This is a genomic window from Actinopolyspora lacussalsi subsp. righensis, from assembly GCF_900116555.1.
GTDB lineage: Bacteria > Actinomycetota > Actinomycetes > Mycobacteriales > Pseudonocardiaceae > Actinopolyspora > Actinopolyspora lacussalsi.
Genome location: NZ_FPAT01000001.1, coordinates 628,442 through 641,478, shown reverse-complemented (window position 1 = coordinate 641,478; position 13,037 = coordinate 628,442). Strand labels below are relative to the sequence as shown.

Genomic DNA, 13,037 nt, shown 5'->3' with positions numbered 1-13,037 from the left:
GCGAGTAGCGCCTCGCGAGTGGGTGCCGCGTGCCGTGGCTCCGAGTCGACCACTGCCACGGCACGCCACCCTCACCCCCGCTACAGCGAGGAAATAACTCACGTGATGCGTACCTGTGAGTCACCCCAAGGCTGCTTGGGAACAGACGCAAGCCTATCCAAGGCGTTCCATGCTCGTGTTTAGGGACATTATGCGCACCTGATTGACCATCTCTGTGATTCCTCGGTAGCTTGGTCCACCAAGATCGGCAGCGAGGTAAAGGCCGACTCCCTGTGGCATCGGAAGGAGTGAGCGTGCAATACCTGGAGTGCGCCCGACCCCACGGAGGGTCTGAAGTATGTGTCCAGCTGAAGCTGTCCCTGACACAAGCTACGGTCATCGTGGTCGTTGTCTGGCTCGTCATCGGTGTGCTCTCCGGGGGTGCGGCCGTGTAGCCATGTTCACTGAGTGGGACCGGGAACCGCGTCGCTACTCCTGCGCCCCTCCACGGTCCCGGACCAGCAGACCGAAGGTCGTGTGGTGGTGGATGGCCACCTCGTCCACTACCGCGCGACCTTGTGCGTCGAGTTCGAGGAGCTGGTGGCCGCGCAGCGAGCCGGAACGATCGAACGCAGGCGGTAGCGGCAGTTGCTCCCGAAGCACCGTCAGTGCACGAGGTGACAGGTCCACCGGAGCCGAGAGGGTGACCACGGAATCCGCCAGTGCGAGCACCAGTTCTTCGTCCAGTGTCTCGGCCTCCGGGTCGACGATTCCTCCTCGTCGACTGCGGAGTCCTCCGGAATCGACGCGCCACACGGGGACGACGTTGATCGCCGCTTCGACGGGGAGATCGAAGGCTTCGTCGGCTTCGGGGGCGCCTGCTTGGCTCATGGCTGCTGCTCTTTCCTGCCGCGTTCTTTGCGTGTTCGGCTGGGGTTGGTCGTGTGGCGGGTGAACTCGTTCAGGCTCTGTCCGGGAATCGACATCGGCAGCGCGGCGACCTCTCCTTCGTGGATGTCGACGCGGTCGGCTCGTTCATAGCGCTTCCGGGACTCGTCCCATTGCTCGTATCGCGCTTCCTCGTTCGGGCGAACGTCCTCGACGTAGACCTCCTGCACGAGTTTCGGCACCACAGTGGGCATGTCCAGCGTCATGTTCGCGCTCACGGCCTCTATGGTGGAGATCTTGAGGTACTGCCGGTACACGGCGGACTCCGGAAACCGGTACTTCCGCTCCACTTTCTGCCTCGCGTTCGCCGGTGGTCGCGGATCGATGACTCCCAGCATGCGCTCGGGAACGGGGCGGGCGGAGCGCGAATGCCGATGAAGTCGACCGGCGCGTTGCAGCAACAGGTCTATTGGGCAGGGATCGGTGATCATGATGTCGAAGTCGAGATCCAGGCTCTGCTCCAGCACCTGCGTACCGACGACGATGCCACTGCGACGTTCGCCCTTGGCTCCGAACCTGTCCTGCAGGATCTGCTCGCGTTCCGCCCGGTCCCCGGCATCGAGCTGACCTGTCAGGAAGAACAGCTCCGGCGGTTCTTCCCAGTCGGCGCACTCGGTCTGCAGCGTTTCGAAAGTCCGTTTCGCACGCGCCACCGTGTTGTGGATGATCGCGGCGCAGCCTTCCGACTCGATGTTTTCGCGCAACCAGTCCACGAGGTTGTCGGAGTCGTCGCGAGAGGGTTCGGAGTGCTCGTGGATCCAGTTCAGTACGAGCGGGTTCTGCTCGCTGACCCCGAACTCCCTCGGCGGTCTGCGACCGGCGCCGTCCGCCCACGTTACCTGCCATTCGCCAGGTTGTGTCGCGGTGAGTTCCTCGGGCTCCGAGGTGGGATTGTTATGACCGGACTGCCATCGGCCGATCAGTTCGTCGCGCCGGGTGGATGCCAGAGTCGCGGAGAGGAGGACGACCGTGATGCCCAACCGTCCACACCACCACAACAATCGGTCCAGCAACGTGGAGGTGTACGTCTCGTAAGAGTGCACTTCGTCGACGACGAGCACCTTGCCGCTCAGGCACGACATGCGCAGGAAGTTGTGCCGCGAGCGGATCACCGCCTGCAGCGCCTGGTCGATTGTGCCCACTCCGATCGGTGCCGCCAACCCACGTTTCTTGGCGAACCACTCGTGGACTTCGTTGCTTCCGGTCTCGGAGTCGGGCTCTGCCGATGAGTCGGCGGATACGCTGTCCGATTCCCGCGACGGCTCATCAACACCGACCTCGCGCACCTCGATACGTGGCCCGTGGGGACTCCGCTCGGCCGTCGCCCCGGAGTACACGGGATTCGACCGTAGCGATGAACCCTGCCGTGTGAGTAGCGCATCGATCTCGCCGCGTGTCTGTCGACTCGTGGCTTTCGTCGGCATACCCATGTACATGCCGGACAGGCCGAGCCGTTGAACCAGCGTGGCGGCTGCCTGCAGAGCCGCCCGCGTCTTGCCCTCACCGGTGGGAGCCTCGATCGTGAGGATGCCGGGGGAGTCGCAGTCGGCGACGAGCTCTTCAACGGTCCGTTGCAGACTGTTCGGAGCGGGTTCGGGGAACATGCCCGCACAGCTCACGTCAGTGGGGCGCCACGGTTGCCATCCCAATTCGGTGATGGCTTGCTGAGCGGTTGCCACTGCCTTCGCTTGGTACTCGGCGAGGTCCGACACATCGGGGTGCGCCTCGAACCACCGCTGGTTCGACGCGATCCAGTCGCTGATCGTCGTCAAGCCGGCCAAGCCGACACCCGCCGGATGCGGTAACGCGACGTCGGTGCAGCCCGTGGCCGGGAACGTACAGTCCCACAGGGACGCGACGGTATCCATCAACTCGTCCCGCGCCACCTGCCAAGGCCCCGTTCCCAAGTCTCCTGCCTTGCGCTGGGCCGCGCGGATTTCCGCCCGTTGTGGCAATGTCCCGTGGTGTCCGCCGACCACCGAAGCGATCTCGTCGGCTGTCTCACCCGCGACACCCATCCTGCGGAAACGGTTCGCCATGTGCGCCGCGGTGGCCACGCCGTGGGGGAGGTCCGTGCGTTCCGGGGTGGCTCGGTGTCTCTTTTCCGCGTAGAACAGAGCGTTTCGGAAATTCTTCGTCTCGGGGAAGCGAGCCACGGCGATGTCGTACCGCAATGCCTGGAACGCCGGGGATAACTTGCCGAGGTCGTGCAACCCACACAGCACGGCCACGACCGAGCGTGGCCGTCCCAGCGGACGTAATCCCGCTTCCAACTGGGTACGCACACTCGGGCCGAGCAACACCTCGTAAAGCTCATGGGCGACCGCTGCCGTGTCGATGAGATGGCAGACCAATGGGTGCGGTACGGGTTCGGACGCGTTGCCCGCCTTCGCCCACGCCGCCGTAACCGGAAGGTACGACGTTTCAGAACCCATTCAAGCACCCTCCGAACCAGTGGGCTGTTCCGCCGCTCGAAGCGGACCACTGCGCTCATCCTTGATCAACTCATTGGATCCTGCCACGACCACCACCATCGTTTGGGGCGAAAAACGCAAAATGGTTTGTGAGCAGCGGAAACGGCCGATATGTCACAGGCACGCCCAATTGGCCGGTGGTGCTGCGAGCGTCGCTGATCATCGAATTCGCCGTGGTCCTCTAAAGCCCCAGCCCGGACTGGAGGACTCGAGGGGTTGTCGCAACACGGCTGCTAGTTGTTGGTGGTCGTGAGTGTAGTGAAACGCTCGGCTGGGCTGTCCCAGCCGAGCGTTTTGCGTGGCCGATGGTTGAGTTCGGCCGCGACCATGTTGACTCGGTCCTGGTCGTGGACGGGCAGGTCGGTGCCTTTGGGGAAGTATTGGCGTAGCAGCCCGTTGGTGTTCTCGTTGGAACCGCGCCGCCAGGGGCTGGCGGGTGGGCAGAAGTAGACCGGGATGCCGGTGGTGGCGGTGAACGCGGCGTGCGCGCTCATCTCGCTGCCTTGGACCCAGGTCGCCGACCGTGTCAACGAAGACGGAAAAGCCTGCATGTGGTTGGCTAGAGCCTCGCGCACGCGCTCGGGCCACCGTCCGTGAGGCAGGGCCACGATCACCAGGTAGCGGGTGGTGCGCTCGACCAGGGTGGCTATCGCGGTCTTGTGGTCACGTCCGATCACGAGATCGCCTTCCCAATGACCGGCGACGGCCCGTTCATCGGCTTCGGCAGGACGCTGGTCGAGCATCACCATCGGGTCGATGAAACGGGGCCGCCGCTGTTGTGCCTGACGATGGGGTTTGCGTATCGCCCGCCCCGTGCGCAGGGTTGCGGGCCAGGCTGCGGTGCAGATCGCCCCGTGTGCGGCTGTAGAGAGCCTGATAGATCGCTTCCCAGCACACCCACATCTCCGGTCGTGTGGGAAACCTTCGACGCAGCCAGCGTGTGATCTACTCAGGACTCCACTTGCGGTGGAGCTTGCCCTGGAACGCCTCGGCCAACCGCGGGGTGGCGGCGATCTTGCCGGTCTTGGGACGAAGCTTCCGGGCCTAGGCACGGGAATGGGCCGCGTACGGGCGGTAACCGCCATAGCCGGGGTGACAATTACGGCGCAGCTCACGACTGATCGTCGACGGGCTCCTGTCCAACTCGACAGCGATGGTGCGGATACCGGCCTTCCCCCGCCGCCGATCGGCGATGTGAACACGCTCGTCCTCGGTCAGGAAACGCGACGGGCCAGAAGCCCGCTCATCCCGACGGATCGGTGGCTTGGGCTCTGGCCCTTGCTGGGTGAATGCCACCCATTGCGCCAGCGATCGCCGCTCCGCCAGTTGATCCCGACGATCCGGCACGCATCCCGGCTGCTCATTCCTTGATCCATGAGCCGGAAGTATTCCTCCCGTTCACGGATCAGCTTCTTACACCCTTGCGGCGCCCGACTCTCGCGGGGCTCGAAGTCCGTCGCTCCACCTCGACGATTAAGGCGTTGCGACGACCCCTAGAACCCAAGGAGCTGGTCAGGGGCTTCACTCGCGATCGAGCTCGGCCTTGGTGTCCTCCTCGTAGTTGTCACTGCCGATTGTTCCGATGTGGCGCAGCACGGTGGCCGAGACCAGCGCCAGTACCAGGATGCCGATTCCTGCGACCAGAGCAGCGATGTTCATGCCCGTGGTGAAAGCGTTCTCGGCCTGCTGCAGTAGAGTTTTTGGCAAGTGGTGCGCCACCGACGAGGCACCCGCCATGCTGTCACTGACGGCCTTGCCGGCCTCTTTCGCGAGGTCCGCGGGAACGTGGTTGTCGATCTGGGTGCGGTAGACGACTGTGGTGAGGCTGCCCAGTACCGCGACGCCCACGGCCAGACCGAGCTCCTGCACGGTTTCCGACATCGCGGCGGCGGAACCGGACTTGGTCGGCGGGGACGCCCCGACCACCAGGTCCGTGCCCAGGGCCGCGATAGTGCCCAGTCCCAGATACACCAGGCCGAAACCGGTCACCACGAGCCCGATGCCGTTGGCGCTGCCGGCCAAGAAGAGCAGGAAGTAGCCGACCGTGGACAGCGCCAGGGTGAACGCCACGATGATTCCCGGACGGATGCGGCGCGCGACGAGGGGAGCTATGAGCCCTGCTGCGAACATCATCAAGGCGGGTGGCCCCATCCACAGCCCAGCGGCGAACGGGTTGAGCCGCTCGACGAGCTGCAGGTACTGAGTGACCAGGAACATCGCGCCGCCGACTCCGACCAGTCCGACCAGCAATACGCCCAGCGCGGCGCTGAACGTACGACTGTGGAACAACGTCATGTCCAACAGCGGATCAGTCAGTCTGTGCTGCCGCCGAACGAACACCACCGCGAACACGATCCCGGCCACCAGCGAGGCGGCAGCGACGAGATCGATACCTTCCTTGGCCGAGTGTTTCACGGCGTAGATCGCCGGCAGGATCGCGGCCAGGGATAACACCACGCTGGTTAGGTCGAACCGGCCGCTGCTGGGGGCGCGGTACTCGGGTAGCAGGAATGGGGCAGCGACGAGCAGGATGCCTACCAGCGGGACGGCGACCAGGAAGGCCGAGCCCCACCAGAAGTGGGCGAGCAGAACTCCGCCTACCAAGGGCCCCGCAGCCATGCCCAACGCGAACATGGTCGCCCAGACACCGATTGCGAACGCTCGTTGACTGGCGTCGGTGAACATGGTGCTGATCAGTGACAGTGTGGAGGGCATCAGGGTGGCGCCTGCGATGCCCAGGACCGCCCGCGCAGCGATGAGCATCTCCGCGCTGACGGAGTAGGCGGCCACGACCGAGGAGAGGGCGAATGCCGTGGCACCGATCATGAGCAGCTTCCGTCGGCCGATCCGATCGCCCAAGGTGCCCATGGTGATGAGGAATCCTGCTATGAGGAACCCGTAGGCGTCCATGATCCACAGAGCTTCGGTGCTGCTGGGTTGCAGATCGAGCGAGAGGGCGGGCAGGGCTAGGTACAGCACGGTGACGTCGAGACCGAGCAGCACCGTAGGCAGCGCCAGGATCGCCAGACCGGCCCATTCCTTCGGACCGGCTCGGTGTGCGACTGATGTGGGCATGGGTTCCGTTTCCGTTCCTTCTTTCGGCTCCGTATCCAGCCTGCGACTTTCCACGCACGAGTCACTGACGGTTCGCTGGCGATACACTGCGGGTATGCGTTTGGGGGTGCTCGGCCCGTTGGTGGTCTGGGACGACGAGGGGCAGAAAGCCAGAGTCCCCGAAGCGAAGGTGCGTGCCCTGCTCGCCGTGCTCCTGGTGCATCGGGGTGAACCGGTGTCGACCGACCGACTCGTCGAGGCCCTGTGGGGCGACTGTCCACCGCGAGGAGCGCTCAACACGTTGCAGAGCAAGGTGTCGCAGCTTCGACGGGCGCTGGGCAGCGACCGTGTGGTGTACGAGCCGGCGGGCTATCGGCTGCGGCTCGATGATGCGGTGGTTGACGCGGTGCTGTTCGAAAACTTGGTCGAGCGGGCGCGCGCTGCCGGAGATCCGTGTAGCCGGGCTGGGTTGTTTTCTGAAGCTCTGGGCTTGTGGCGGGGAAATCCCTACGCCGACGTTGCTGACCTCTCGTTTGCTCGCGGTGAGATCACACGGTTGGAAGACCTGTGGCTGGTGGCCGTCGAGGACCATGCTGAGGCACGCCTGAACACGGGGGAACATGCCGCTCTCGCTACCGAACTGGTCGAGCTGGTCGCCCGGTATCCGTTGCGTGAACGACTGCGAATGGCGCAGATGCGTGCGCTGTATCAGGCTGGGCGACAGACCGAAGCGCTGAACAGCTTTCACGAGCTGCGGCGCACGTTGGCCGACGAGCTCGGGGTGGACCCGGGGCCGGAGGTCACCGCGCTGCACGAAGCGATGCTGCGTCAGGAACCGGAATTGGCCGCGCCCGAGCCTCAGCCCCGTGGCCGCACCAACCTGCCGACCCCGTTGACCAGTCTGATCGGTCGGGACGAGGTGCTTCAGCAGGTGCACGAACCGTTGTGCGCTGACCCGGATGCCCGGCTCGTGACCCTGACGGGCCCCGGCGGGGTAGGCAAAACCCGGCTCGCCGTGGCCGCCGGAGACGGGCTGACCGAGCAGTTCCCGGAAGGGGTGTGGCTCGTGGAGTTGGCGGGGCTGAGCTGTGACGCGACGTCGGACGATATCGCCGAACGGATCGTGGTGACGCTGGGGCTCTGCGAAACCGCCTCGGTGGAACCGGATTCGCACGATCTGCTGAGTTGGCTCTGCCACACGGTGGCCGACAAGCGGATGCTGGTGTTGCTGGACAACTGCGAGCACATCCTTGAGGCGGTCGCGACGCTGGCCGAAGCACTACTGACTGCCGTTCCGGGCGCGCGCCTGCTGCTGACCAGCCGAGAGCCGCTCGATCTCCCCGGCGAAATGGTTCTGCCGGTGCCGCCGCTCGCGCTACCCGACAACACTACCGCGGCGCGGGTTCCGGCGGCGGCTCAGTGCAGCGCGGTCGCGCTGTTCGTGGAGCGGGGGACCGCCGCAGTCCCGGGTTTCGCCCTCAATGCCGAGAACGTGCAGGCCGTTTCGGCGATCTGCCAGCGCTTGGACGGCATTCCCCTCGCGCTCGAACTCGTCGCTCCTCGACTCCGGGCACTGAGCCCCAGTGAGCTCGCCGAGTGTTTGCACGACCGATTCAGATTGCAGACCGGCGCGGGACGAGGACGCGCCGCGCGACAGCAGACCCTGAGGGCGATGATCGACTGGAGCTGGGACCTGCTCAGCGATACGGAGAAAGCCGTGCTTCGCAGGCTATCCGTCCATGCCGACGGGTGTACAGTACGAGCCGCCGAAGTGATCTGTGCCGACGAGAACATCCCGCGTCACTGCGTTGTGGATGTGTTGTCCCGACTAGTGGATCGCTCTCTCGTCGTCCGGGATGGAAACCGGTTCCGCATGCTGGAGTCGGTCGCGGCCTACTGCGTCGAACGCATGGCAGAAGCGGGAGAACTGGCCACCGTGCGAAGTCGCTTCGTGCACTACTACGTCGAGCTCGCCGAGGAGGCGGACCGGAATCTTCGCGGTCTCGAACAACACCGATACCTCGAAATCCTTGACGTGGAGACGGTGAACCTGCGCCGAGCACTCGACACCGCCCTTGGAGAGAAGATCGTCGACGAAGCGCTTCGCCTGGTGAACGCGATGGCATGGTACTGGTTCCTGCGCGGACGCCTCACCGAAGGTCGTCGTTCCCTGCGGTCGGTCTTGGGAGTTGACGGTGGGTCACCCGCTGTGCGCGCAGCCGCGCAGGGCTGGCTGGCAGGGATCGAAGTGCGCACGTCACCCGGGAATGGTCGTACTGTCGACGTACCGAACGTGGGTATCGAAGAGCCCGTTCTGCGAGCCCGGATTCAGTGGTTCGTCGGGTCCGCGCTGCTCGCAGACGGCATCCCTGACCGGGGACGACCGCTGGTGGAAGAAAGTCTGGTCACCTCCCGGAAGTGCCAGGACCATTGGACTGAGGCTCTCGCCCTCGTCGAGCGTTCCAGCTACCGCGCAGCCGAAGACGGTGTGACGCCAACCAGAACAAACGCAGAATGGGGCGCAGCCGCGCTGCACGAGATCGGCGATCGCTGGGGACAGCTACGAGCGTCCCGTTCGCTCGCCCTTTTGGCCGAACTGGACGGCGACCGCGTGCGAGCGACCCGGATGCACCGCGAAGCGCTGCGGACCGCCGAAGAGCTATCACTGTGGACAGAAGTGGTAGAAACCCTGTCCTGGCTGGGCCGAACCACTTTCGCCGAAGGCGATGCCGCCCAAGCCAAGCAATTCCACGAACGTGCACTGCATCTCTCCGCCGAGCGCTCCTACCACCGCGGAGAGATTCACGCCAAGACCGAACTAGCGCGAATCGCGCGACACGATGACGATCCGGACTCAGCGGCGTCCCACCTGCGGCAGGCTCTCGCCCGCAGTCACCAGCTGTCCTACACCGCCGGAATCACCGAAGCGCTTGCCGAACTCGACCTGATCAACGCACAGCGCGGTGGGCCCGCCCCCGCGCACGAATTCACCGAAACGGAGTTCGTCTCCTGAAACATCACTACGTTTCTGGGTAGGCCCGACGCCGTGTTCAAGTAGTCCTGCACCGATCCCCTGGTTCCCCTTCGTCCTGCGCGCTACGGTCACACCGAAGTTGATCCGACGATGAGTGGGAGTCTGCTTTCCGTATCGGGAAATTGTTTTTTCGGATGGATTCCCCACTTTTCATGACGGCACTGGATAGCGGGGAAAATGGTCTCCGAACGAGCATTTCGTGACCTGATGGCAAGTGTCTGCGCTCCCGGCACGGTCGTGACGGCGATGGTCGACGGCACACCGCATGGTGCGACCGTCAGCTCGTTCGCGTCGCTTTCGCTGCGTCCGCCGTTGGTCAGCATCGCGCTGGATCGTCGATCGACGCTACTGGGCCGAATTCTGCGGACACATCGGTTCGGCGTCAACGTTCTCGGTGCCGGAAACGAGGACATCGCGCTGACTTTCGCGGCATCACAAACGGACAAGTTCTGTGACATGGAGTGGCGGACAGACCACTGTGTACCGCAACTGACGTGCGCGGTGAGCTGGGTCGTGTGCGAGCTCCACGATGTCGTTTCCGGCGGAGATCACCTCCTGTTGCTGGGACGGGTGACCCACGCCGCGAGTACCGGGGCAGCCTCACTCGTTTATGGCAACCGCAGGTTCGGCGCCCATCCCGAACTCGACATCAGTCAGCCCGCCATCGATGACCTCATCGCTGCGTTCGCTGTCGACCAATGAATGTTGTTTTTGGGGGGTTGTGGTTTTTGTTAATTTCATATTATGGTGGCTTTTCAAAAGCTGGTACTGCCAATAACTCGGTGACAATTCTCGCGAACCCCAAGTCGTTCAGTGCTCAACCGATTGAATGTGGTGTTTTTCAAAATGGTCCATCTCTATGGGAGCGGTAGTGTGGACCGGGGGAAGCACTCGTTCGGAGTAAAACCGATCGTGTTAAAATTCATAACCAATAGTTGTCAGGGCGCTAGTAAAATTTTACTAAATTATATTTTCTTGTCGTGTTGATGGTTGTGTATGATCAAGCCCGACGTGAGACAGGAAGTTGGTCATCAGTAGCTCGGGGTCGTGCCGGATGCGTAAGAAACAATCAGTCAGCTGTCCTGTCCTCGGCTGAGGTGGCGAGATGTGTCGGGGGACTTCCTGGGAGCCTCTGATCGTCGTGGTGGTTTAATACTGCAACGGCATCTATAGAGGACGGCCGCGTTGTCGGTAGTGGCAGTGCTCGGCTTGGTGTTGGCATCGTCGGTGCCCCTGAACGCTCCTGCGGTGGGAGATCCGGTCGTCAGCTGAGCTTTTGGACGTGGGTGTTCCCGGCGGTGAGGGTGGTGCCGTCCGGGCGTTGTAGGTGCAGTGTCGGTACCGGTGTGCCGGTGTCGTCGTCGACCAGTACCGAGTGGGGCTCGCCGGTGTCGAAAGCGTGTGACTCGCCCCATTGCCGTAGGGCCACCATGGCGGTGAACAGTTGTTCACCGGAGTTGGTGAGGACGTATTCCTGCCGCTTGCCCGACGCGGCGGTCTGTCGGTCGAGGACGCCGTGGGCGACGAGCCGGCGGAGCCGGTCGCTCAGGATGTTCTTGGCGACACCGAGGTTGCGCTGGAAATCGGTGAACGCCCGGGTCCCGTCGAAGGCGTCGCGGAGGATCAGCAGGCTCCACCTGTCCCCGACGAGGTCCACGGCGCGCGCGAGAGCGCAGGGAGGGTCGGACCACCCGTCGGAGGGCGCGGCTGGGTGTCCTGACCCGGTGGGTGGTGTGGTCACGGCAGACCCCCAAACAGATCGGTTGCATATTGCTACCTTTACGGCTACATTCCGATTGGTTTCATACTACTACCGATTGGAGTGAGGGTGCCGTCCTCGGCGTCTACCGCGCCCGCCGTGCTCCTTACTCGGGCACGCCTGCTGTTGCTGGCCGTGTTGTGCGGGGTGTCGGTGGCGAACGTCTACTACGCCCAGCCCCTGCTCGAACGCATGGGTTCCGATCTGTCGATCTCGACCGGACAGGTGGGCTGGGTAGTGGCCCTCGGACAGGCCGGTTACCTGGTCGGCCTCGCCGCGCTCGTCCCGCTGGGGGACTGGCTGAACCGCCGGATGCTCATTCCGGCGCATCTGCTGCTGATCGCGGTGGGCGCCACGGTGGCGGCGCTCTCGACGACTGCCGCGGTTCTCTACGTCGGAGTGGCGATCGCCGGTCTCTTCGCCGTGGTCGTTCAAACCGCGGTCGCCTACACCGCGGCGAAGTCCCCTCCCGAACACCGCGGCCGCAACATCGGGATCGTTACCTCCGGAGTGGTGGTCGGGATCATCCTGGCCCGCACCGTCGCCGGTTTCATCGCCGACGTTGCCGGTTGGCGCGCCGTCTACGCGGCCGCGGCCGTCATGGCCGTGATCATGGCCGTCCTGATCTGGACGGCTCTGCCCGATGATCAACCAGGCCGGGCACCGCGCTCGTACGGGGCCGCGGTCGCCTCGATCCTCGTTCTCGGAGCCACCGACCGGGTGTTCCGGACTCGCTCGCTCATCACGTTCTTCCTGTTCGCCTCCTTCGGTGTGCTCTGGAGCGGACTGGCCTTGCCGCTGAGCAACGCGCCCTGGCACCTTTCCCCGGCTCAGATCGGTCTGTTCGGGTTCGCCGGGCTGGCCGGGACTCTCGGTGCGGCACGGGCCGGTCGTTGGGCCGATCGCGGGTATTCAGGTGTGGTCACAGTGGTGTCGTTGATCGTGCTGATCGCTTCGTGGTGGTTCATCGGACAGGCCGGATGGTCGTTGTGGCTCGTGGTTCTGGGCGCGGTGCTGCTCGACTTCGCCGTCCAAGCCGTGCACGTCACCAACCAGAACCTCATCGTCGCCCGGGATCCGGACTCGAGCAGCAGGATCATCGGCGCCTACATGATCTGCTACTCCCTGGGATCAGCCCTGGGTGCCGTCACAGCGTCGAGTCTCTACGACAGCATGGGGTGGACGGCTGCTTCGGTTGCCGGTGCCTGCTTCGCCGGTGCCGCGCTGGCGATCTGGCTCATCGACCGAGTCGTGCCCGACCATTCAACGCACCCCGGTGTCGAGCGTGCCCCCGTGTCGGCGTCGGCCGAAGGTAAGCAGTGATCGAAGAGTGAGCCATACGTTGATGTACTCGTCGCCGTAGCTTCGGCGCTGGCGGTTATCGGGTGCCAGCAAGCTGGTGACTTCGACAAACGCCCGTTCGGAGGGCTTGAAGTAGCGGCGGACGTTCTCCGGCTTCTCGTGCCGGGATTTCTGCTATCAGCAACCACAGGCTAGCGCCCTGCTCACCGAGTCGGGGCAGTGCGGAGTGGCGAAATTCGTGCAGGGTTCCAACCGGTACCAGGACCGCATAGCGCGACGTGACCGTCGAGCAGGACACGGGCCTGGTTCCAGCACAACCGGCACTAGTGAACCCGGTGACACCCCCGGATCATGCATGACAAGGGGATAAGTCCGGCCGGACTCACAAGCCGGGAACTCCATCGCGGGACCACCCAGAAGGTAATGGGGGCACTTCCGTTCTCGGGCCGCGTGGAATTCGTTCGCAGCGCCCGCGCGGTGGCCTTCG

The 13,037-nt window shown here is 64.2% G+C and carries 7 protein-coding genes and 2 pseudogenes; 3 read left to right on the top strand and 6 right to left on the bottom strand.

Annotated elements, in window-relative coordinates; genetic code table 11:
- Window positions 1–468: 468 nt before the first annotated feature.
- From BM394_RS02670 to BM394_RS02655, 4 genes and pseudogenes are all read right to left on the bottom strand, one after another.
- Window positions 469–870 (bottom strand): hypothetical protein, encoded by a 402-nt coding sequence (locus tag BM394_RS02670; protein ID WP_092973321.1) that lies wholly within the window; start codon window positions 868–870, stop codon window positions 469–471.
- Window positions 867–3,362 (bottom strand): CRISPR-associated helicase/endonuclease Cas3, encoded by a 2,496-nt coding sequence (locus BM394_RS02665; protein ID WP_092973319.1) that lies wholly within the window; start codon window positions 3,360–3,362, stop codon window positions 867–869. The genes BM394_RS02670 and BM394_RS02665 overlap by 4 nt, the downstream gene beginning before the upstream one ends.
- 272 nt (window positions 3,363–3,634) lie before the next feature.
- Window positions 3,635–4,810 (bottom strand): annotated as a pseudogene (locus BM394_RS02660) (IS30 family transposase).
- 112 nt (window positions 4,811–4,922) lie between these two features.
- Window positions 4,923–6,476 carry an MFS transporter gene (locus BM394_RS02655; protein ID WP_092973317.1) on the bottom strand — a complete coding sequence of 518 codons (1,554 nt, stop codon included), beginning with the start codon at window positions 6,474–6,476 and terminating at the stop codon, window positions 4,923–4,925.
- Between the two features lie 94 nt (window positions 6,477–6,570).
- On the opposite strand from BM394_RS02655, the gene BM394_RS02650 reads away from it, so the two are divergent.
- Both BM394_RS02650 and BM394_RS02645 read left to right on the top strand, forming a co-directional pair.
- Window positions 6,571–9,468: an AfsR/SARP family transcriptional regulator gene (locus BM394_RS02650; RefSeq protein WP_092973315.1), complete on the top strand. Its 2,898-nt coding sequence runs from the start codon at window positions 6,571–6,573 to the stop codon at window positions 9,466–9,468.
- A gap of 228 nt (window positions 9,469–9,696) precedes the next feature.
- Window positions 9,697–10,191 (top strand): flavin reductase family protein, encoded by a 495-nt coding sequence (locus BM394_RS02645; protein ID WP_217643303.1) that lies wholly within the window; start codon window positions 9,697–9,699, stop codon window positions 10,189–10,191.
- 562 nt (window positions 10,192–10,753) lie between these two features.
- Here BM394_RS02645 and BM394_RS02640 read toward each other — a convergent pair.
- Window positions 10,754–11,146, bottom strand: coding sequence for a winged helix-turn-helix transcriptional regulator (locus BM394_RS02640; protein ID WP_217643302.1), 393 nt, complete (start codon window positions 11,144–11,146; stop codon window positions 10,754–10,756).
- A 201-nt stretch (window positions 11,147–11,347) separates the two neighbouring features.
- Between BM394_RS02640 and BM394_RS02635 the strand changes: the two genes are divergently transcribed.
- Window positions 11,348–12,571: an MFS transporter gene (locus BM394_RS02635; protein ID WP_217643301.1), complete on the top strand. Its 1,224-nt coding sequence runs from the start codon at window positions 11,348–11,350 to the stop codon at window positions 12,569–12,571.
- 45 nt (window positions 12,572–12,616) lie between these two features.
- On the opposite strand, the pseudogene BM394_RS23625 reads toward BM394_RS02635, so the two are convergent.
- A pseudogene (locus tag BM394_RS23625) lies at window positions 12,617–12,870 on the bottom strand (site-specific integrase); the annotation flags it as partial.
- Window positions 12,871–13,037 lie beyond the last annotated feature (167 nt).

What these genes read in the sequence shown, in the direction of transcription:
- BM394_RS02670 (WP_092973321.1), bottom strand. Translation starts at nt 870, where the DNA reads ATGAGCCAAGCAGGCGCCCCCGAAGCCGACGAAGCCTTCGATCTCCCC.
- BM394_RS02665 (WP_092973319.1), bottom strand. Translation starts at nt 3,362, where the DNA reads ATGGGTTCTGAAACGTCGTACCTTCCGGTTACGGCGGCGTGGGCGAAG.
- BM394_RS02655 (WP_092973317.1), bottom strand. Translation starts at nt 6,476, where the DNA reads ATGCCCACATCAGTCGCACACCGAGCCGGTCCGAAGGAATGGGCCGGT.
- BM394_RS02650 (WP_092973315.1), top strand. Translation starts at nt 6,571, where the DNA reads ATGCGTTTGGGGGTGCTCGGCCCGTTGGTGGTCTGGGACGACGAGGGG.
- BM394_RS02645 (WP_217643303.1), top strand. Translation starts at nt 9,697, where the DNA reads ATGGCAAGTGTCTGCGCTCCCGGCACGGTCGTGACGGCGATGGTCGAC.